Origin of the sequence: Ferribacterium limneticum (assembly GCF_020510585.1) — a bacterium.
Taxonomy (GTDB): Bacteria; Pseudomonadota; Gammaproteobacteria; order Burkholderiales; family Rhodocyclaceae; genus Azonexus.
Map to the genome: position 1 here is coordinate 3562266 of NZ_CP075190.1, position 18270 is coordinate 3580535.

Consider the following 18270-nt stretch of genomic DNA (forward strand, 5'->3'; position numbering starts at 1 on the left):
GCTACGGTTTTAAACTGTTCCGCATAACCTTAATTCTGGAGATAACCCATGTTCAAGAACCCCGAGCAATTCGCTTCCGCCAACAAGGCTGCCGTTGATTCCCTGCTCTCCCTGGCCAACACCGCGCTGGCCTCTGCCGAGCGCATCGCTGCCCTGAACCTGAACACCGCCCGTTCGCTGGTTGAAGATTCCGTTTCCGGCGCCAAGGCCCTGATGGGTGCCAAGGACGTCCAGGAAGCCCTGTCGATCCAGGCTTCGCTGGCCCAGCCGAATGTCGAGAAGGCTGTTGCCTACTCGCGTTCCGTGTATGAAATCTCGGCCCAGACCCAGGAAGAACTTTCCAAGATGGTCGAAGGCCAGTTCGGTGACTTCCAGAAGACCGTTGCCGGCCTGCTCGACAAGGCTGCCAAGTCTGCCCCGGCTGGTTCTGACGTTGCCGTTGCTGCCGTCAAGTCGGCCATCGCAGCCGCCACCTCCGCTTTCGACAACATGAACAAGGCTGCCAAGCAGGTTGCCGAGATCACCGAAGCCAATGTTGCTGCCGCCACCAACGCCACTGTCAAGGCTGTTGGCGCCACGGCTGCTGCCTCCAAGAAGGCTGCCAAGTAAGTAGTTGTAAGAGCCCCCACAGAAATGTGGGGGCTTTGTTTTATCCATACCTGCAAATAAAACTGGAGATGACAATGAGCAACCCGAACTTCGAACAACTGACCGCCGCCCAAAAAGCCAACGCCGAAGTCATGACGACCCTGCTGCGCACCGCCTTTGACGGCGTTGAACGTCTGACCGCCCTGAACATGGCCGCTTCCCGCGAGTTCTTCAACAACACGATGGCCGGTACCCAGCAACTGCTGAGCGCCAAGGATGCCAACGCTGTCGCCAAGCTCAACACCGAACTGACCCAGCCGAACGCCGCCAAGTGGATGGACTACTCGCGTAGCGTCTACGAACTGGTCGCCGAAATGCAGAAGGAAGTCACTTCGGTCATGGAATCCCAGTACGGCAGTTTCACCAAGAACATCAACAGCGCCGTCGAAAAGGCCAAGACCTCCGCACCGGTCGGTGGTGACGTTTTCGCCGCCACCATGCAGTCGATGCTGAACGCCTCGACCAAGGCCTTCGACAACATGACCGGCATGGCCAAGCAACTGTCCGACATCGCCGAAGCCAACATGGCTACCGCCAGCAAGGCTGCCGCTCCGGCCAAGACCAGCGCTACAGCTGCTGCTCGCAAGTCTGCTGCCAAGTAATTCCGGCGCACTGCGCTGACGAAAAAGCCCGCGAGATTCGCGGGCTTTTTTACGTCTGGCCGCTGTTATGTACATGTTGCACAAAATGCATGTAATCAATAGCTTGCTTTTGGCATAACGACTGAGCGCCAAATGCGCTTGAAACCCGCGATTTTGCTGGGTTCTTTGCCTAAAATACTTTGTCCCCGGAAGACATTCTTTGTCCTCCGGGGACTTTGTTTTGGGTGGAATTTTTGGTACGAAAAAATCGCCTTAAGACTGAGATTTTTAGACGAAATATCGTTCCGCTTGCGCAACTCGACTTTATTTGTCGTTTGCCATCAACACGTCACCATGGCGTCGGTTTGGCCACGCATCACAAATGATTCTCTGTGCCATAGCAAACGCGCAGTCCCGATGCATCAGCACCCGAGAAAGCGTTCCTGGAGTGATATGAGCATCGTAGGAAACTACTGGCCCATCAATTTTCTGACCACAGCAAAAGCACTGCTCATGAACGGTGAAGGGGCTTTCTTCTTTAGCAACGAAGGCGCTGATTGAATATGTCATTTTTCGTCTTTGTTTCTCAGATCAGAATTTGAGGGTGTAAGAGTTGCAATGTATTGTTATTGGAAACGTGGATTTCCTTTACCCCCAAGGCGTCTGCCCTGTGTATTAAAGGCATGAGTTCCCAAAACTCAGGCGACTCGGCTTCTACTGCGGAAAATCTTTCGAGGATTTCCATTTTCGCATCAAGAAGACCTTCGGATATGAAGCGTTTTACCAACTGCAAGGCGTGAGCTTTTGTGTACTTCCCTCGCAACGCCTGCCATCCGCCTTGTAGGTAGAAGTCCCAACTATCAAGGAACGGAGTTCGAGACTCCTTGAATCCATCGTAAGGCTTCACCTTGTCACGCCAGGACTTATAGCGGCTTGATTGCAGGAGGTTGAATAGCCTTCCAACCCTGAAGTTCTTGTCGGCCACACTGGATTTACCGGCTTCCTTCGCGGCGGAAAGACTTGGGAAGCAATCATCACCTGTCTCTGGAAAAGAGGTAATTTGCCCATTGGGGCTGAGAAACAGAGGGGATGAATAGCGACGTTTGCGCCCTGTGTCACCAAGCAATTCAACAAAAAAAGCAGCCATAACCGACGACTCTTAGGTAGGAAGGATGTCTGAGGCTTTCTTGCGCCCCTTCATCGCCGAATCCATTGAGCGGATGCGGGTGTATTCGATTTTGTCCAGATGTTCCGGCCCTAGAGCCTGCTCAATAGCGTGAAGGCCACTCGCTATAACGTCTTCCAGCATGTGAGCAAAAGGAACGCCTGCTGCCTCGGCGAGTGCCAATATACGGTCATGGTTGTGCAGCCTAAAGCGATGGCTGCGGGGAACGGTCAACCCTGCGTAATCAGACAACCCCGACCGAAGGACAATGGCTGCCGCTTGCTGGGCTGGGGTGGGTTCCGGCGACTCTGTAGCTCGATCTGGCATTTGTGTATCTCTTGTGTGATACACGTAAAATACACAAGCAAATTGCCATCGTCAAGTGATTCACCGTGGTTGTATCTGTATCAGGCTGATCTCTCGATCTAGGTGGCCAGTTTTTTTCTCAGAGAGTCAGCTTTGCGCTTGACCCCTATTTTGGGATTGATTGCCAATGCCTGATCGAAAGCGGCCAAAGCCTTTTCATTGTTCTGCAAGAATTCATGGGCCAATCCTTGGACCTTCAGAGCGACAGCTTTCCAACCCTGGTCATTATCGGCACCATTGCCACATGCTCTTGTTGCTGCATCAAGGGCTGCTTTGGCAAGCTGCTCATTGAGACCTGGGGCCTTTAAGATTTCCTCTGCGGCCATCAGAGCTACGTCATACCGCTTGGATTCTAGTCGTGCAGCACCGAATCTATCTGAGTCGACGAACTGGCCCTGCATGTCGTAGTGAAACGTACCTATCCCGTTTATGACTACGCCGATTTGAGATTTTCCCTCCTCAAATCGATATTTATCTGCCCATCCTGTAGGTGGATGTATTGAAAAAAGTTGTGCATTCCCCTCAATATCAAATGCAGTGAGACGATTACCGTCTTCACCAACAGGAGAGTTTGCCGTTTGGCAGATTGCATAACGGCCACTGTCTGATATGGCGCTGTTATAGAGGTTGGCATTGAATTTCTTCTTGGTCAGTTGCTTGCCGTCAGAAGAGAATACATAGAATGTTCCTGACAATTCGCTACTGAAATGCCAGTCTTCAATAGAGAAGTTGCCGTTATCAGCGACATTGCCGGAGTTAGGGCGCTCCAGCTTACCCTGTAGTACAACTGCCTTCTGCTGAGCGCTATACAAGACATAGCGACCTTTGCCACTGTCTCGATGCCCGCCTCGTTGTCCCGCTTCGTCGCTATCGCTCCAGCAAAGTACCCATTCGCCAGAATGTGATTTACTAAACTGACCAAAGAAGCCTATTGACGGTATCTCAACGAATTTGTCGTGAAAGGAAATTGCCCCTGCCGACACAGGCCGAGGTGTTGGTTGTTGCGCTGCTTTCGTCTGGCGCTTGTTGCCGCCAAAGAGAAAATCCAATAAACCCATGTGATCCCCCCTTAAAGACCCAGCTTTCGCACGGCCCATTCCTGGCCAGCGGCACCAAGCATGCTCTGCCAATCATCAAAACTTGAGACCGAGCGGATAAATGTATCCCATTCGTCATCTGGAATAGCCGCAAAGTCTTCTTGGGTTTCGATCTTAAAGCCACTTGCTTCGAACATCGCATCCGATGAAGCAAAGGAAGTGTGCTTGGCAATGAATTCATCCGTAAGAAGTTCTGAGACGGGAACGCTGTGTTCACCATCTAGCGCTTCGGCATTTTTGGCCAAGTCATCAAGCTTCTGTTGCAGTTCATCGAGTCCGTCAATTTTGAACATTGAAATTCCTTTCTCAGGGGAAGGTAAGTAGCTGGATAAAAACCTTGGTATCAGAGGTATAGAAGCCGTTTCCGGTCTTTCTTGTAGCATTTGAAGGCAAGGACAAGAAAACTGCACAAGGCGAGCCAGGCTGCCTTGTCATAGCGATGGGCAATTTTTTCTCGAATGGCGTCTGTCATCGGAGCAAACATGCCGTGCAACTCAAAATGGCTGGTGAAGTAATCACCCACCAAAAGAATGCCGACGAAGAACAGTGCGCCAAAAAATAAAGCTAGCTGGGTTCTTGCTGAGTATGCAATGACCATCAAAAACTCTTCAAATGCTTCTCGCATCACTACTCTTCTATTCCCCGAACCATTTGCGGGCCACATCAGGATTTTTTCTCTCCCAAGTCGCAAGATCAGTCCCGTAAAGCATTTTGTTCTGCTCAATCAGGTTTGCCTCACTCCAAGCAATTAGGATCATGTCGGGGTGGAAGGAAAAGTAGCTGGAGCATTCTTCAACAGCATCCTGTGCTTCATGTTGGTCAGTTCTGAAATTGTTGCCCATCTCTATGATCTGCCCCCAACGTGCATCTTTTCTGCGGGAAACAAATTCTGGATGCCAGTTGGTTTTGCCGGTCTTCCACGTAGCTTCTACCCAGTACGGATCGCTATTTCTTCCGACATAAGGCGCTTCAACAGAGTTCTGATGTGCTCCTCCCGGTAGCGGCTTATTGATCCTTTCAGCCATTTCAGGAAAGAGCAGGCAAAGAAGGCGGTCGTATCGCTCGCCCCGGCGATACTCAAGTTTTCCTTCCGTTAGACTAGCCTCAACCCGGTCTCGCCATTTCCGATATTTTTCTGTTTGCTCTGCGTTCAAGGTTGGGTTGTAGACCTTGATAGCAATCAGATACAGGGAGTGCCATTGCCACATGGCAAAGCTTTGCTTTTCCTGAAGGATTGCGTTGATGACTTGCCAGGCGGTATTCAGCTTGTAGCCGATGCATTTGTCTTGCTTGATCGACATGATGCGATCCAGGATATTTCCTCGATCACCAAATAGAAAATCATCTTGAGCCTCGGAGTAACCTCGCTTGCCAAAGATCTTGGCATACTCATATACCTGACCAAGTGAGCGTGCCAGAGCAATCTTGTCGCTATCGGGAGCCTCAGACTGCACCCTAAGATTGCCGTAGGTCTCAACCGCCTTTAGATACCGATCCGCTAGCTCAGTCAAAGGCAGTTGCATCAACTCTCGTTCCCTCCGGTCCTTTTCTGCCTGTCGCTGTTGCTTCTCTAGGGCAATCACCGCTTCTTGTTCAACCAGGCTATCGAGGTTGCGTTTTTCTGTTTCGAGCCACGGGTGGTATAGCCAGCGCTTCGCGGCAACCTCATGAACGATTAGATTCTTGAACTCCTCAAGGGTTACTTTCCCTCCCATCCGGGAAACATCAATCTCCAGGGTAGGAATTCCCTTTTGACGAATTCTTTCCAGTCGTTCTTCGTCAATCGTATTGGTAACGGTGATCTCAATGGACAGCGTATCGGCTGGCCAGTCACCTACCGCAATCGTAGAGGCCAGAACGTCCGGTTTGATTTCACCCAAATGCTGTTCTAGCCTGACTTCAGCAAGTTGAACCAACTGCTCAGCCCGGCTTCTCTTCTTCTCGATTACTTGCCCCATTGGCAATTCACGTTTCGAACTCACTGCCAAGGGAGGTAGCTGGATTTGTTTTTCTTGCTCCAGTATTTCCTTGGCTTTGAGATGAAGCAGTGTCTCGCGCTTGAGTTCGTTGCTGATGCCTTCCGGGATATTCAGCCAATCCAGGGCGTCTTCGGCTTTCTGTTCCGCATCTGCTAGGGCCTGTGCAGCGAGATCATCGTCAGACCAGTGGGAGCACCACCGGCCATCATCAATGATCAATGTGATCCGTTTCCGAAGCTCCTCCGGGGACATTGCCGCAATGGATGGGTCGTCAACAATCAAGCGGATCATCGGCGTGATTTCCAGATACTCGCTTTCCTCATCAGACGCTTCTACGCTACCGACAAGGCAGACCTTGAGTAGACGGCCATCCTCAAGAGTCAGAAGTGCATTCACCCGATCTTCGATCTTGTATTCGGCAATACGGATAGGCTCTCTCGGTGCATCTACCCAAGCCTCGTAATACTCACCGCTCAAACCTTCCACTTTTTTGGATTGGCGGCGGTGAGGAAGGAACAGTTCTCCTTCCTTCAGTAGCATCTCAAGGGCAGCGGCTCTTGCTGCCAATACCAGGCACTCACCTTTGGGAGCGCCGTCTGGGTGTCGGAAGTGCGGTCTGATGTGGAACTCGGTTTTGCCCGCATTCACGGCTTCGAGAGGTAGGTTGCAGCTATAGCATTCGCACCCGCATTTCTGCCCTGTCTGATTTTTTCGAAGTTCGCCGATGTACCTTGGCTCCTTCGTCTCAATGTCACGCGCCCACGCCAATACCAAGTCCTTGCCTGTAATGCTCTGCAATTGAGGATCAACCTCAGGGATTACTTGATAGCTTGTTGGATTGTGGACAGCGCTCATTTCTTCCTGCCTAAGATACAAAGAGGGATGGTTAATCTGCTACGATTCGCCAGAACAAAGAACTTATCATAGGTGATAAGTTATCATAGTAGATAAATGTCGTATGCACAATTGGGTAGAGAATGTCTAACAAACCAGCATTGCGAGATCACCGTCTGAAGATCATGGAAGGTGTGCTTGCCTGGGAAGGCGAGATTGGTAACGCACGCGTGCGAAAGCTCTTCGGATTGCAACCGGTTCAAGCAAGTCGATTGCTTGGTGAGTTTCGTTTGCTGATGGGAAACCGGATTATTGAGGATGGCAGGGCAAAGGTCTTGAAGCCCGCAACGCCTGAAGGTATTGAGACTGATATTTCTCTAGATGAGTATGTTCGGCAGACTCAGATAGGCGAGGACTCGAATCCTTGCATTGTTGATGCCCGTATCGACCTGACAGAGGTTAAGCCGGTTGTCTTCGCGCTGCTGCGTAAAGCAACTTTGAACAAAACAGGCATCAGGATTAGCTACGCCTCGATGACCAATCCAGCCTTCGAAGAGCGAACCATCTTCCCGCACTCCATCATCCACGTTGGCCGTCGCTGGCATGTGCGTGGCTGGTGCGCCAAGCGTCAGGATTTTCGTGACTTTACGCTGGGTCGGATCAAATCAGCCTCGCCGGTTGCTGAAGCTGCGCCCAAAACGATTGACGACGATCAGGCTTGGCATGAGGTGGTCTTGATCGAACTGGCAGCCCACAGAAAGCTCTCAATCCAGCAGCAAGAGGTGGTTCGAGGCGAGAACTTCGGGGGGCTAGAAAATCGACGGTTGCCAGTTCGTGCTTGCCTGGCCCAGTACGTCATTCAAGATCTGCGAGCGGCTGTTGATCCTGAGAAGGAAGTGCCACCGGAGTTTCAGATTGAGATTACCAATCCTGGACAATTGAAAAAGACTTTGTTCTAAATGATATGAGCGAAAAACACTCCGACTTTGGTTGCATCAGGTTCCATAACTCCCAATTTAGCCGCTTGGCAACAGAAGCCGGGAATCAAGGCTGCATGGGGTCTGATGGGAAGATATTGGCCAACGCGTTTTCGGCGTCATCACGCACGACTGAAGCTTATTTGCAAGCCGTTATGGACGGGTTTGATGGGCAAGTTTCCGCTGAGTTCTACGTTCTTTCTCGCCAGCTAATGCAACTCACATTGTTGCATGCCCTGTATGTCAGTGCAGGACGGCAAGTTTTTCAGTTCACACCAAAGATCCTTGCCGACTTCAAACGTACCGATCTATCGGAAACGCCGATTGGGAAACTCACGCTGCCATACCCAGCGGGGTTCATTCATCTTGGCTTGCAGGAAGACCTTGCCTTAGATGAATGGTGGCGAACAGAAGCTGAATTCGTCGATGGAGCCTATTTTCATAGTGGCCCAGAAGGACAACTGACAATTCAGCTTACCTTATCTCGCCCCGGCGGAAATTGGAGCAAGTTACCCGGCCCAAGCTTCTCAATTCCTCAGGCCAATCTGAATTTGCCTGCCCACGAGGCCATCGACAAAGCTTTGGACGCAGATATCGCAGAAACAGAGGACAACCGCTTCAAAGAAGAAATTCATGACACGGTTCAGGAGTGGGATGCCTCTACCCGTCCTGTGGTGCATGCGGCGCTGTCCTTGGTGCTCAATGCCCTGTTTTATCTGGACGGCTACGGTGCTGACACCGACCTGATTGTTCCAGACGAAGCTCCGCAGATTGCCCGAGAGTCGTACGAGAAAGCAGTCAAAGGCGGAAAGCCCAAAGCCATTCGGAATGCTCGCAATGCACTGATGGTGGATGGGTTCACTGTCGTTCGCCTCTGTGGGATTGCTGCTGCTTACTCAGCAGTCCAAGACGACGCGGAGAAAGATAGTCATGCTGTCAGAACTCATTGGCGTAGGGGTCATTGGCGCATGCAGCCATGCGGACCAAAGCTATCACAGGTCAAGCGGGTATGGGTTCGCCCGACTCTTGTTGGCAAGGATGCTGGTGGTGCGGTCAAGGGGCACGTTTATTCAGTAGATGGAGTGCCTGTTGTCAAATAGATAGAGATAGCCACTTGCCTCAAGTGATGGTTTTGACAAACCTGCGTGACAAAGGTGTTAGGTACTGCTATATTGAAGTTTGGCACCAACTGTTGGTGCACCAACGCCCCATGTGCGCTTACCTTGTTTTCTTTGTAGAAACAGGGGATGCGCCTAGCGAGTAGTCAGTTTTCGTTGCGTCAAACTGGCTTGATGAAAGGACTAGACGGTAAGGGTCGGCTTTGCAAGGCTCCCCCCGTGGAAGTTTCATCATTAGGCATGAGTAAGAAGACCCTTTTGGTCTACTTCGTGGCTTAAGCAACACTGTTCCGTTTTGTGACGCGGCCGGTATTTATACCGGCCGTTTCTACTTCTCTGGCCTAGTGTAGTCGTTGGTTGCAATATTTATATGCTTCTCGCTTGAAATCGGCGCAAGTTCTGTGCGATGACAGCTATAAAGATTTAACTCAGTTGCCCCGTCGCCCTTGGAACAATCATAGTGAAGTGCACGATGGTATGGCACTCCAAGCCTACGTTGAGAACTGATTGCGCAAATTTCATTGTGCCCGTCACTCGGCTTATGAAAACCATGCAAATCCTTCCCTGGTGGTTTAAACATTACGCCCGAATCATCGACAAAATAACGACGATCACTCTTATGGCTATCCTGGCGTTTCTGAGGTGGATGATGGTGCCTAAATGCATCAGTTAACTTTGATAGGGCCTCAGGTTTTTTCTCATTCATGATTAATTGATCTTGTATCTCATACAAGCCAGGAACAAGATGGCGTGATCTGAAATTGCGAATTGGCAATAACCATGGGGTACGCTGTCTCTGCTCAACCAATTCCCTTTGAAGGGCCACGATTAATTTTCGTGCATCGATGCAGAGTGTGTTGAGTTGGCGAACAAGTTCGTTCTTTGATTGCCGTAAAGTTAATTCGCTGGAGTAGTCAAGCTCCCAATTAATAGGAATTGTTATCAAAAAAGGGAACAAGTTATCGCGGATAACAAAATCGCTTTCTTGGTCGCGTATATAAAAAACGGCAAAAGCAACCTCTCCTGTGTCTTTGTCTTTTTCACGGGTTTCTTGCTCAATATACGGTTTAAATGTATTGACTAGCTGCCTCACCTCAAATTCGCGATATGGAGTTCCGTCTGGTCCATGTTTGATGAAGTGATGCGATGTATTTCCACCGCCAGTAATAAACTTTGCCTCCTTGGCAACACTATCAAATACTTCAGTCGGAATTCCAGCAAAAGCAAAAGCGAATTTCATTACACAAGTCTGCGTTTAAGTTTTGAAATAATATCGAGCGGGATTTGGATACGTTTTTGCTCTGATTCAGACAGACTTGAAATCAGAAGGTCAAGAACTGATTTTGTGTGAGCATCATCGACCTTGCTTTTTGCCGCAATCGCTTTAGGCTCAAGCTCAACAGATTCTCTCCATGCGGCAATATTATTGAGAATTCTTCGGCTATGTTCTTCACCACTTTCTTCGCCATTGGGAAGCGCGATCCATTTGGCGTCAAGCACCTTTGCAGCCTCAGGCACTTCATCGTTAGCACCAATATCTACGAACCGAACAACAGGGGATAGCGAAATTACTCGTTTTTTGTCCGACGCTAGCGGTCGAGAAAAAGCAAGTAGAATTGCTTTATTTACCCCAGAGGCTCGAACGGTTTTTCTGCTTTGGTCTGCTTTTGGGAAATATTGAGCGGAATTGGAAACATCAATAATCGCACTGTCTGGAATGGCAATTGTGACAATTGGGTTTTCTTTGGAAGGTAATATTTTGACTTCGCCAGCAAGTTCCTCTTGAATAAAGGCCGAAAGTTTTCGATCACGAATTTCGACCTTGGCGATTTCTGGTTTTTTTGCGATTTCAGATCCGATCCGAGAAAGCAAAACCCCCTCTTGATTCTGCTCCCATGCTTCGGTCGTTAGTCTTAATATAAAATTTTTGATGGTTTCGCCTGGTAAGCTTGGTGTTTGGGTCATGTTCTTTCTCGCTTGAGCTACGATAAGTAACATATTACCGTCTTTGGAGATGCATCTCTGCTACTCAAGGTATGAAGAAGAAAATTTAGCAAAACGTCATTCCATTACAACCCCGCCTCTCCCATGAGATCCCTCATGGACAGATCCAAAGCCTTAGCCAACCTCGCCAAGGTCAGCACGGCCACATTGTTGTCGCCGCGCTCCACTCTCCCCACATAGCTCCGATCTACCTCAGCGAGTAGCGCGAGCTTTTCCTGAGAAATCCCTTTCTCAAGGCGAATGCGCCTGATGGCTTCTCCGAGGGCGAGCAGTAGGGGATCTTGACGATTTTTCGAGAGATTTGGCACATCGTCATGATTTCGATATGATGCGCGGCAATCCACGGTACATGTACCGTGATTGGTGAATGGCAGCCACTAACGGCTATCAAATCGAGCTTTACATCTCGGCAGACTATCGAGGTCGGAGAATGAAAAAACAAACAGGGATCTGGTTGGCCGCTGCTTTGTGCGGCGCTTTCTTTCAACCCGCTGTTGCTCAGGACGTGCAGCAAGGCACTTCTGCCACAGACGCCGCGAAATCGCCTGACGCCGTAGCGCGAGCGATGGGCATCACGATTGGCAACAGCCTGGAGTCGACACAGGGCAGAGCCGCTGGTCACTACGCCGTTTTTGAGAAGACAGATACAGGCTGGAAGGTTATGAGCATTAGTTCAGTTCCGCTCCCTGTAGCCGACTTCGCATCTCGGGAAGTTCTGTTTTTCTCCAGCGATCTGTCTTATGTGGAACCCGATTTCCGGGTTGTGCTCATCAATAACAAACGTAATCGGTTCAAGTGCTGGACCGGCTTGGTACATTCCCGCGAATCTCAGGGAAGGGAAGACTACAACCCTTGCGATAGTTCGTTGACGTCGACGGTGGATGCTCAGCTTGGGGCGCAGGCCCTCCTGACCGTTGCCACTCTCGGGATGAACGTACTGACCGGAACATCCATTCGAGAGGTCGCGGTTGATCAGGCCAAGGTGATTGCGCTGTTGCAGCAAACGAACGTGCTGGGACAACTAAAGGAGCAGAAAGAAGCCAAGGAACGGTTGGCTTACCAGGAAGCCTTCGCGAAAGCCCGTACAGCGACTGCTCTCAATGGCTTCATCCAGCGTTACTCGAACAACGATCCAGATAGTCTTGTACCGAAGGCAAGCGAGAAGTTGGCGCAGGCCAGTCTCAATGACTACCGGATGGCTTTTGATGCGGCCCAGTCATCATCCGCGCTGAATGCCTTTATCCAGCGATATCAGACCAAAGATCCAGACAATCTTGTTCCCAAGGCGATTGAACGCCGTGATCTGGCATTGGTTTCAGAACGCCTGAGGTGCCCCCGGATTTAGTGCCAAGGGCCTTTTAGTAAAAGTCCTTGGGTTGCACTGCTAAAGACACTCTTCCACGGCCGGCAGGTCGGAACGCGTTGTCCGATGCTTGGCCGCAAACTCTGCCGGAGTTTGGTAACCCAGCGCACTGTGGGGCCGGTGCTGGTTGTAATCCCGGCGCCAGACAGCGATCAGGATACGAGCCTCAGCCAGACTCGTAAACCAGTGGTCATTCAGACACTCGTCCCGGAATCGGCCATTGAAGCTCTCGATGAAAGCATTCTGGGTCGGTTTGCCTGCCTGGATCAGTTTGAGCTGAACGCCATGCTGACAAGCCCACTGGTCGAGTGCCTTGCCGGTAAATTCAGGCCCTTGGTCGGTCCGGATGGCCTTGGGGTAGCCACGGAACCGGGCTGCCTGATCAAGCACCCGCGTGACGTAATGCCCCGAGATGCCGAAGTCGACTGCCAGATCGACAGATTCCTTGCTGAAATCATCGACGATGGTCAGCACCTTGATTCGTCGGCCGCTGGCCAAGGCATCACTGACAAAATCCATCGACCAGACCTCGTTCGGACCCGAGGGCAGCTCAAGTGCTTGCCGTTCGACCGCGACACCATGCCGCCTCTTGCGCCGCCTGACCGTCAGGCCGGCATCGCTGTAGAGCCGATAGAGTCGTTTGTGATTGACCGCAACACCTTCCCGTCGAACCAGAGCGTGCAGGCGCCGATAGCCGAACCGGCGCCGCTCTCCGGCGAGTTCGACCAGTCTGGCCTGTAATTGCTCATTCTCTGGCTGCGCCTTTGACGCGTAGTGCAGCACCGTGCGCGATAGACCCACCAGCTGGCAGGCACGGCGTTCGGAAATCTTCGTCGATTCCTGCATCACCATGACTGCCTCACGCTTTTGCTGGGGGCTCAGCGTTTTCGGCCTAAAGCCGCTTTCAGCGCCTCCGCATCGAGGATCGATTCGGCCAGCAGCCGCTTGAGCTTGCCATTCTCGGCTTCGAGCTCCTTCAGCCTCTTGGCATCCGGAACCGTCATCCCGCCGAACTTCGCTCGCCAGTTGTAGAACGATCCGTCACTGAAGCCATGTTGCCGGCACAGCTCCTTGATCGGTATTCCGGCTTCCGCCTGCTGCAAGAAACCGATGATCTGCTCTTCTGAAAACCGCTTCTTCAAGTCCATTCTCCTTCTCGAAAACGGACTTTACTAAATTCCCCGTGGCACTGTTTATTGGGGGCACCTCATCACCTCACCTCGTAGAGGCAGTGAAGAAAATGACGAGCCGAATTCGATGACGCTGCATGTGGCGTACTACACCGACAAAAAGCCGGAAGGGAAAGATATCTACAAGAGGGTTGTTACGTATAAGAACTCAGCGTTCTTTGACGCAATTGCAAAGGAGAGCCGTTCTACTAGCGACTCGGCAGTTGCCAACAGGCTCAAATGGACAAATATCGCCAAGGCAATTGTCGAGAAGCATCAGCCTGATTGGGCTTCGATTTAAGGCGTTGATGCCCGAATGGCGTCGATGAAATACCCATTGGTACAACGCCGAAGCCCGAGATATCGTGCCTGGTCGTATTTGGCTTTATCGAAGTAGTAGTTCTTGCTATCGATGACGATCTCTACGACCGGATCGCCGACATCGCCATAGAGGTCTTCAAAGAAGAACACCCGCTCACCGAGGTGAACGATGCCATCGGCGGTCATGGCCGCAGCGGGAGTCGCCGTGCAGCAGGGGCGCGTAGTCTTGTCCCATTTCCACTCTTCCGGGTAGAAGCGAATGGCAGCCTCCACTGGCTTGCTGTCGCTCGGAAGCTGATTGCGCCTCTCAAGAATCTGGTAGGCATTGCTATTCGAGCCGTTGCCATCGAGCAGCGTAAATCCCATCGACTGCCAGAAAGGAATTGAAGTGCTTGGCTTACATTCAATGAAGAGTAGGCATTCATCTTTCTTCTCGGCATTGGCGATGCAGCGTTGAACGAGCTTTCGGCCTATGCCTTTACCGCGCTGGTCATGGCGAACTTGAAGGATGCCTGGCCGAATCAACCCGCCCCACTGGTAAGCCACTGGAAGCTGGCTTGCCCCATCCACATATACCAGTAAGCGCCCCTCTCGGTGCTTGGCTTCGGTAAGTGTCCAATTGCAGAGGAAGTTGCCGGGCACTCCTCTGGACTTTTCCTCGCTCAGCCAAGCATGGATAGCTTGAAGGTCAGCTTCTGTCGAACGACGTATCGATGAGCGGCCAGCCATGGCTAATCCTTGGATATCTCTTGCTTGGCTTCTTCTGGCGGATAGGCCATCCCATTCCGTCTGAAGTAATCGATGATCAAAAACTCAATCATATTGGCCTGGCTACGATGCTCGTGCTCGCAGGCAATCAGCAGTGCCCGCCGCGCATCGTCATCGATACGGATCGTCATTGGGGTAGATGAATTCTTGGCCATAAGCCGACCTCGAAAATAATGCGTGACGATATATTGCATAGTGCAATACAAACGCAGTAGAATTTGGACATAAAGCGTATTTCAAACGCACTATACACAGCTTTGTCCATTCGAGACAAAGCAAGTCTTGGGTAGCTCTATGTCCGCGCACTTCTGGTTGAAGGCCGAGTCAATTCCTATGACGCTTGATGCTGTCTCCAGCCTCAACGACGAACAGGCACGCTACTTTCTGGCCGATATGCGCTGGGGATCTCCCGAAACCATCGTTTGCCCACACTGCGGCGTCATCGACAAGCACTACGATATCCGGACCCAGAAGCGTTGGCGCTGCAAGCACTGTGCAACCTCGTTTTCACTCACCAGCGGCACCGTGCTAGACAACATGAAGATTGGCTGTCGCCGATTGCTGTTGGCTGTCTTCACCTTCGTAATCAACCAGAAGGGGCTGGCAGCCTTGCACTTGCGCCGGATCATCGGTGGCCAATATCGGACCTCGTACACGCTACTCCACAAGCTGCGCGAGGTGATCATGATCGGTCAATCCCAGACATCAAAGCTATCAGGCACCGTCGAGATGGATGGTGGTCATTTCTCAGGCGTGCCGCGCAAAGGACAAAAGAAAGCGGATAACACCGATAAGAAGGACATCCCCAAGAAATACCAGACCCAACACCGCACCAAGGAAAAGGCGTCTGATGCAAACCCGTATCACCCCAACCGGCGAATCATCATGGTTCTGCGGGAGAGTTTTGGTGAGCCAGGAAAAGGTGCAAGCAAGACGGTTGTGGCCGTCTGTAAATCGGAGAACCAGGCTGATATTGACGCGCTGGTGAAAAAATACGTGGAGAAGCAATCGACGCTTCGAACCGACGAACTGTCGGCCTACGGCAACGTCAAGCTCATGGGTTACATCCACGAAACCGTCAATCATTCGGAAGAGTTCAGTACCCCAAAAGGCGTCAACCAAAACCAGGCCGAGTCCTATTTCTCTCGGATGCGCCGTGCGGTCATCGGCGTCTATCACCGCATCACCCCGAAATACATGGTCGACTACGCCATGGAGATTGCCTGGCGCGAGGACATCCGGCGAACCAATACCCGCGATCAGCTTTTCTCGCTGGGCAAAGCAACTTTCCGGGCCGGGGTATCGTCGGATTGGTGCAACTACAGCGTGGGTAACAAGCGAAAGGCTGAGTTGCTGTTTGTTGGCAATGCGTGAATTCCAAAAGGCTTTTTTGGCGACCGAAAACTTTGTCCAAAATAGATTACAACAACGGCATCTTTTTCCACGGAAGACAAATTTAACTTATTGATTTTATTGAAAATATTGTTTGACTACCATATACGCAAGCGCGTACATTTCGCCTCGAAAACGAATGTACGAACATGCCATCTCACTTCTGGCTCAGTAAAGGAGCCATCCCACTTACGACCAAACAAATTGCCGAGCTTACGGAGGAGCAGGCATGGTCATATCTGGTCGAATTGCGATGGGGAAGTGACGGAAAGCAAATTTGTCCTGAGTGCGGCGTTGAAGATAAACATTACTTTTTGCGAACCCGGAAGCAGTGGCGCTGCAAACACTGCAAGCACACCTTCTCTGTTACGAGCAAAACTGCCCTGGCTGATAGCAAGCTGCCTTTCCGTGACGTTTTGTTGGCCTTATTTCTATTCTTGGCTGGCCAAAAAGGGTTGGCTGCTCTGGAACTGCGTCGTCACATCGGCCATACCTACAAAACATGTTTTGCCTTTCTTGGGCGAGTTCGGGACGCTATCCGCAAAACCGTCGATCAGACACCTCTCTCCGGAAATGTTGAGATGGATGGTGCTCACTTGTCCGGTTGGCCGCGCAAGGGGCGGAAAATAAAGCCGAAGAAGCAAGATCCGCAGGTTCCGAAGAGATATGCGGCAAAAGAGCCCGTGGCACCAGAAACAACGAATGACACACCGGAGGCTCAGCACAGAAAAATCCGAAACAAGCGCTATCGTGGCTTTCATCCGAACCGCCGTATTGTTTGGGCTGCATGTCAAACCACTGGAACCAAAGGCAGAGGGTCTGTAAGAACGATAACTGCCATCATCCATCGAGAAACAGCCTCGGAAATCGAAGCGCTAACTCAAAAAATGGTGGAAAAAGGTTCAAGGATATGGACCGATGAACTAGCTGCCTACAAAAACCTTCCTCTGTATGGGTACAAGCACGAATCAGTGAACCACTCGATTGAGTTTTCTACTGATGACGGCGTAAACGAGAACCAAGCAGAAAGTTTTTTTAGCCGCCTACGTCGTGCGGAAGAAGGTATCTATCACCGAATTACACCGCATTACATGGCTGACTATGCAGCCGAATGTGCTTGGCGTGAGGAAGTGCGTCGAATGAACACCCTGGAGCAGATAAAGAGTCTCACTAAGCGAATCTTTGGGGCCGGGGTGTCACAAGATTGGCGTGGCTATAACCGTGGGCATCATCGCAAAGACGAAATTTTGTTCTGGGTTGGCGACGACCCACGAGAACAGAAAACTCAGAGTCCAATCCAAAGCCAATAAACCTCCCGACGCCCCTCCGTAGCCCGCCGTCTTGAGATAACCCCCTTTTCTGCCATTTCCTCCAGTCGCCTCAGAATTCGTTGGCTTAGTGCGTATCGTTGTTGCCGTGTTTCTTTGGGAATGGCGTACTTTGCGGAAAAATGCTCAATAAATAGCTTGGTGGGAACAGGCGTCCCTTGGTTGGCAAGCAGAATGGCTATCAGTTCTTTTTTGAACTCTCCCCACTTCAGTCCACCAGTTTTTGGCGTATTCACGATGCCACGAATGGCTTTCTCCGTAATATTCGGGGCCAGTTCGTTGATCTGCCTATTCGCCTCTTTCATATTGATATCCGCTTCATCTCTGCACTGTTGTGCAGCGGTTAGACGTTCTTCAATTTCGCGCAATAGCTCTTCATGATGCTGCTTCGCACTTTTAAGTCGAGCAATCACGTCGGTTTGCTTCTGAAACTCGCCCTTGGCATACGCGTAATCTCTGATCGCGTTTGCTAGCTTATTACTAATGTGCTTGGCCATTATTCAATGCTTGGGCTTGTATAAATATGTCATTTTAGATGCCTACCCATTGCCACAGGCCTATCTTATTCTTTGCGGTATCGTGCAACCGTATGACGGCTCCCTTCTGCACCAGGACGCGTAGCGGCTGAACCACCTTCTTCCTGGCGATTTCCCGCTCCTCCTTTGTGCCATACGACCAACCAAGTTCGTCAACAAGCACCATAACGATATCTGGCGTACGTACAGGACCATCGCTGTCCGTCAAAATGCGAACAATGGTTCTGACAATAGCGCCATGTTTGGAGCCAGATCGAGGGGTACTGCGGATTGGCCGAATATCGTCAGGATCTACGGGAAGTTGCTTGGTGATTTCGGCATCGAGCTTGCCGATCCTGGCGAGCAGTTCTTTCTTTTGACGCCGTAGATTTCGGATGCTTTGTCGCAGTTGCACAAAGTCCGCAACGGACAAAGACTCCTCTTTTTCCAAGGAAGACAGCGTTCCTTTGGAATATGCCCGCTCACGAATGAGCAGGCATAGCGCGTTGCTTATGTATTTTGGCATCCCCTAGTTTTAGCAGAGCTAGAACTAGGGGTCTTGTGCAACATGTACATAACAGCGCGTCTGGCGCTTGGGGGATTTCAATTTTGGCCGTTTTTTACGGTTGACCGTAGCAAGCCCGG

The 18270-nt window shown here is 51.0% G+C and carries 23 protein-coding genes; 9 read left to right on the forward strand and 14 right to left on the reverse strand.

The features are described from left to right. Nucleotides 1-48: 48 nt before the first annotated feature. From KI613_RS17015 to KI613_RS17025, 3 genes are all read left to right on the forward strand, one after another. Entirely contained in the window at nt 49-609 is a 561-nt protein-coding gene (locus tag KI613_RS17015; protein WP_226401540.1) for a phasin family protein, read from the forward strand. 74 nt (nt 610-683) lie between these two features. Further along, nucleotides 684-1250, forward strand: coding sequence for a phasin family protein (locus KI613_RS17020; RefSeq protein WP_226401542.1), 567 nt, complete (start codon nt 684-686; stop codon nt 1248-1250). A gap of 132 nt (nt 1251-1382) precedes the next feature. Beyond that, nucleotides 1383-1790 carry a hypothetical protein gene (locus KI613_RS17025; protein ID WP_226401544.1) on the forward strand — a complete coding sequence of 136 codons (408 nt, stop codon included), beginning with the start codon at nt 1383-1385 and terminating at the stop codon, nt 1788-1790. A gap of 25 nt (nt 1791-1815) precedes the next feature. Here KI613_RS17025 and KI613_RS17030 read toward each other — a convergent pair whose 3' ends face one another. From KI613_RS17030 to KI613_RS17055, 6 genes are all read right to left on the reverse strand, one after another. Beyond that, nucleotides 1816-2376, reverse strand: coding sequence for a hypothetical protein (locus tag KI613_RS17030; protein ID WP_226401546.1), 561 nt, complete (start codon nt 2374-2376; stop codon nt 1816-1818). 12 nt (nt 2377-2388) lie between these two features. After that, nucleotides 2389-2721: a hypothetical protein gene (locus KI613_RS17035; protein WP_226401548.1), complete on the reverse strand. Its 333-nt coding sequence runs from the start codon at nt 2719-2721 to the stop codon at nt 2389-2391. 98 nt (nt 2722-2819) lie between these two features. After that, on the reverse strand, nt 2820-3818 hold the full coding sequence (locus KI613_RS17040) for a tetratricopeptide repeat protein (protein ID WP_226401550.1): 999 nt from the start codon (nt 3816-3818) through the stop codon (nt 2820-2822). Between the two features lie 11 nt (nt 3819-3829). Then, the gene (locus KI613_RS17045) at nt 3830-4150 is read right to left on the reverse strand and encodes a hypothetical protein (protein WP_226401552.1); all 321 of its coding nucleotides are present in this window, start codon (nt 4148-4150) and stop codon (nt 3830-3832) included. 50 nt (nt 4151-4200) lie between these two features. After that, nucleotides 4201-4482: a hypothetical protein gene (locus tag KI613_RS17050; RefSeq protein ID WP_226401554.1), complete on the reverse strand. Its 282-nt coding sequence runs from the start codon at nt 4480-4482 to the stop codon at nt 4201-4203. Nucleotides 4483-4492: 10 nt separating this feature from the next. Then, the gene (locus KI613_RS17055; protein ID WP_226401556.1) at nt 4493-6691 is read right to left on the reverse strand and encodes a hypothetical protein; all 2199 of its coding nucleotides are present in this window, start codon (nt 6689-6691) and stop codon (nt 4493-4495) included. 122 nt (nt 6692-6813) lie between these two features. On the opposite strand from KI613_RS17055, the gene KI613_RS17060 reads away from it, so the two are divergent. Together KI613_RS17060 and KI613_RS17065 are read left to right on the forward strand one after the other, a co-directional pair. Next, nucleotides 6814-7629, forward strand: coding sequence for a helix-turn-helix transcriptional regulator (locus KI613_RS17060; RefSeq protein ID WP_226401558.1), 816 nt, complete (start codon nt 6814-6816; stop codon nt 7627-7629). A gap of 5 nt (nt 7630-7634) precedes the next feature. Then, nucleotides 7635-8747: a hypothetical protein gene (locus KI613_RS17065; protein WP_226401560.1), complete on the forward strand. Its 1113-nt coding sequence runs from the start codon at nt 7635-7637 to the stop codon at nt 8745-8747. Nucleotides 8748-9093: 346 nt separating this feature from the next. Here KI613_RS17065 and KI613_RS17070 read toward each other — a convergent pair whose 3' ends face one another. From KI613_RS17070 to KI613_RS17080, 3 genes are all read right to left on the reverse strand, one after another. Next, a complete protein-coding gene (locus tag KI613_RS17070) occupies nt 9094-10005 on the reverse strand; it encodes a hypothetical protein (protein WP_226401562.1) in 912 nt (303 codons plus the stop codon). Further along, nucleotides 10005-10730, reverse strand: a complete 726-nt coding sequence (locus KI613_RS17075; RefSeq protein ID WP_226401564.1) for a hypothetical protein — start codon at nt 10728-10730, stop codon at nt 10005-10007. The genes KI613_RS17070 and KI613_RS17075 overlap by 1 nt, the downstream gene beginning before the upstream one ends. Before the next feature lie 104 nt (nt 10731-10834). After that, nucleotides 10835-11113 carry a helix-turn-helix domain-containing protein gene (locus KI613_RS17080; protein WP_319004076.1) on the reverse strand — a complete coding sequence of 93 codons (279 nt, stop codon included), beginning with the start codon at nt 11111-11113 and terminating at the stop codon, nt 10835-10837. 23 nt (nt 11114-11136) lie between these two features. Here KI613_RS17080 and KI613_RS17085 point away from each other — a divergent pair, with 23 nt between their 5' ends. Further along, on the forward strand, nt 11137-12114 hold the full coding sequence (locus KI613_RS17085) for a hypothetical protein (RefSeq protein ID WP_226401566.1): 978 nt from the start codon (nt 11137-11139) through the stop codon (nt 12112-12114). Nucleotides 12115-12153: 39 nt separating this feature from the next. Here KI613_RS17085 and KI613_RS17090 read toward each other — a convergent pair. Further along, a protein-coding gene (locus KI613_RS17090; protein WP_226399398.1) for an IS3 family transposase occupies nt 12154-13274 on the reverse strand; the annotation gives its coding sequence in 2 pieces (ribosomal slippage) (nt 12154-13028 and nt 13028-13274; 1122 coding nt in all). Nucleotides 13275-13389: 115 nt separating this feature from the next. On the opposite strand from KI613_RS17090, the gene KI613_RS17095 reads away from it, so the two are divergent. Continuing rightward, complete coding sequence (locus KI613_RS17095; protein WP_226401568.1) at nt 13390-13602, forward strand: hypothetical protein; 213 nt, start codon at nt 13390-13392, stop codon at nt 13600-13602. On the opposite strand, the gene KI613_RS17100 is transcribed toward KI613_RS17095, so the two are convergent. Both KI613_RS17100 and KI613_RS17105 read right to left on the reverse strand, forming a co-directional pair. After that, entirely contained in the window at nt 13599-14351 is a 753-nt protein-coding gene (locus KI613_RS17100) for a GNAT family N-acetyltransferase (RefSeq protein WP_226401570.1), read from the reverse strand. The genes KI613_RS17095 and KI613_RS17100 overlap by 4 nt on opposite strands. Nucleotides 14352-14353: 2 nt before the next feature. Further along, entirely contained in the window at nt 14354-14545 is a 192-nt protein-coding gene (locus KI613_RS17105; RefSeq protein WP_226401572.1) for a hypothetical protein, read from the reverse strand. A 139-nt stretch (nt 14546-14684) separates the two neighbouring features. Here KI613_RS17105 and KI613_RS17110 point away from each other — a divergent pair, with 139 nt between their 5' ends. Both KI613_RS17110 and KI613_RS17115 read left to right on the forward strand, forming a co-directional pair. After that, the gene (locus KI613_RS17110; RefSeq protein WP_226401574.1) at nt 14685-15764 is read left to right on the forward strand and encodes an IS1595 family transposase; all 1080 of its coding nucleotides are present in this window, start codon (nt 14685-14687) and stop codon (nt 15762-15764) included. Between the two features lie 167 nt (nt 15765-15931). Beyond that, complete coding sequence (locus KI613_RS17115) at nt 15932-17092, forward strand: IS1595 family transposase (protein ID WP_226401576.1); 1161 nt, start codon at nt 15932-15934, stop codon at nt 17090-17092. Here the strand turns inward: KI613_RS17115 and KI613_RS17120 are convergent. Both KI613_RS17120 and KI613_RS17125 read right to left on the reverse strand, forming a co-directional pair. Further along, complete coding sequence (locus KI613_RS17120) at nt 17068-17607, reverse strand: hypothetical protein (RefSeq protein ID WP_226401578.1); 540 nt, start codon at nt 17605-17607, stop codon at nt 17068-17070. The two genes, KI613_RS17115 and KI613_RS17120, sit on opposite strands and share 25 nt — an antisense overlap. Before the next feature lie 34 nt (nt 17608-17641). After that, the gene (locus tag KI613_RS17125; protein WP_226401580.1) at nt 17642-18076 is read right to left on the reverse strand and encodes a hypothetical protein; all 435 of its coding nucleotides are present in this window, start codon (nt 18074-18076) and stop codon (nt 17642-17644) included. Between the last annotated feature and the right edge of the window lie 194 nt (nt 18077-18270).

Coding starts and splice junctions, on each gene's coding strand:
- KI613_RS17015 (WP_226401540.1), top strand. CDS start 49: ATGTTCAAGAACCCCGAGCAATTCGCTTCCGCCAACAAGGCTGCCGTT.
- KI613_RS17020 (WP_226401542.1), top strand. CDS start 684: ATGAGCAACCCGAACTTCGAACAACTGACCGCCGCCCAAAAAGCCAAC.
- KI613_RS17025 (WP_226401544.1), top strand. CDS start 1,383: ATGCGCTTGAAACCCGCGATTTTGCTGGGTTCTTTGCCTAAAATACTT.
- KI613_RS17030 (WP_226401546.1), bottom strand. CDS start 2,376: ATGGCTGCTTTTTTTGTTGAATTGCTTGGTGACACAGGGCGCAAACGT.
- KI613_RS17035 (WP_226401548.1), bottom strand. CDS start 2,721: ATGCCAGATCGAGCTACAGAGTCGCCGGAACCCACCCCAGCCCAGCAA.
- KI613_RS17040 (WP_226401550.1), bottom strand. CDS start 3,818: ATGGGTTTATTGGATTTTCTCTTTGGCGGCAACAAGCGCCAGACGAAA.
- KI613_RS17045 (WP_226401552.1), bottom strand. CDS start 4,150: ATGTTCAAAATTGACGGACTCGATGAACTGCAACAGAAGCTTGATGAC.
- KI613_RS17050 (WP_226401554.1), bottom strand. CDS start 4,482: ATGCGAGAAGCATTTGAAGAGTTTTTGATGGTCATTGCATACTCAGCA.
- KI613_RS17055 (WP_226401556.1), bottom strand. CDS start 6,691: ATGAGCGCTGTCCACAATCCAACAAGCTATCAAGTAATCCCTGAGGTT.
- KI613_RS17060 (WP_226401558.1), top strand. CDS start 6,814: ATGTCTAACAAACCAGCATTGCGAGATCACCGTCTGAAGATCATGGAA.
- KI613_RS17065 (WP_226401560.1), top strand. CDS start 7,635: ATGAGCGAAAAACACTCCGACTTTGGTTGCATCAGGTTCCATAACTCC.
- KI613_RS17070 (WP_226401562.1), bottom strand. CDS start 10,005: ATGAAATTCGCTTTTGCTTTTGCTGGAATTCCGACTGAAGTATTTGAT.
- KI613_RS17075 (WP_226401564.1), bottom strand. CDS start 10,730: ATGACCCAAACACCAAGCTTACCAGGCGAAACCATCAAAAATTTTATA.
- KI613_RS17085 (WP_226401566.1), top strand. CDS start 11,137: ATGGCAGCCACTAACGGCTATCAAATCGAGCTTTACATCTCGGCAGAC.
- KI613_RS17095 (WP_226401568.1), top strand. CDS start 13,390: ATGACGCTGCATGTGGCGTACTACACCGACAAAAAGCCGGAAGGGAAA.
- KI613_RS17100 (WP_226401570.1), bottom strand. CDS start 14,351: ATGGCTGGCCGCTCATCGATACGTCGTTCGACAGAAGCTGACCTTCAA.
- KI613_RS17105 (WP_226401572.1), bottom strand. CDS start 14,545: ATGGCCAAGAATTCATCTACCCCAATGACGATCCGTATCGATGACGAT.
- KI613_RS17110 (WP_226401574.1), top strand. CDS start 14,685: ATGTCCGCGCACTTCTGGTTGAAGGCCGAGTCAATTCCTATGACGCTT.
- KI613_RS17115 (WP_226401576.1), top strand. CDS start 15,932: ATGCCATCTCACTTCTGGCTCAGTAAAGGAGCCATCCCACTTACGACC.
- KI613_RS17120 (WP_226401578.1), bottom strand. CDS start 17,607: ATGGCCAAGCACATTAGTAATAAGCTAGCAAACGCGATCAGAGATTAC.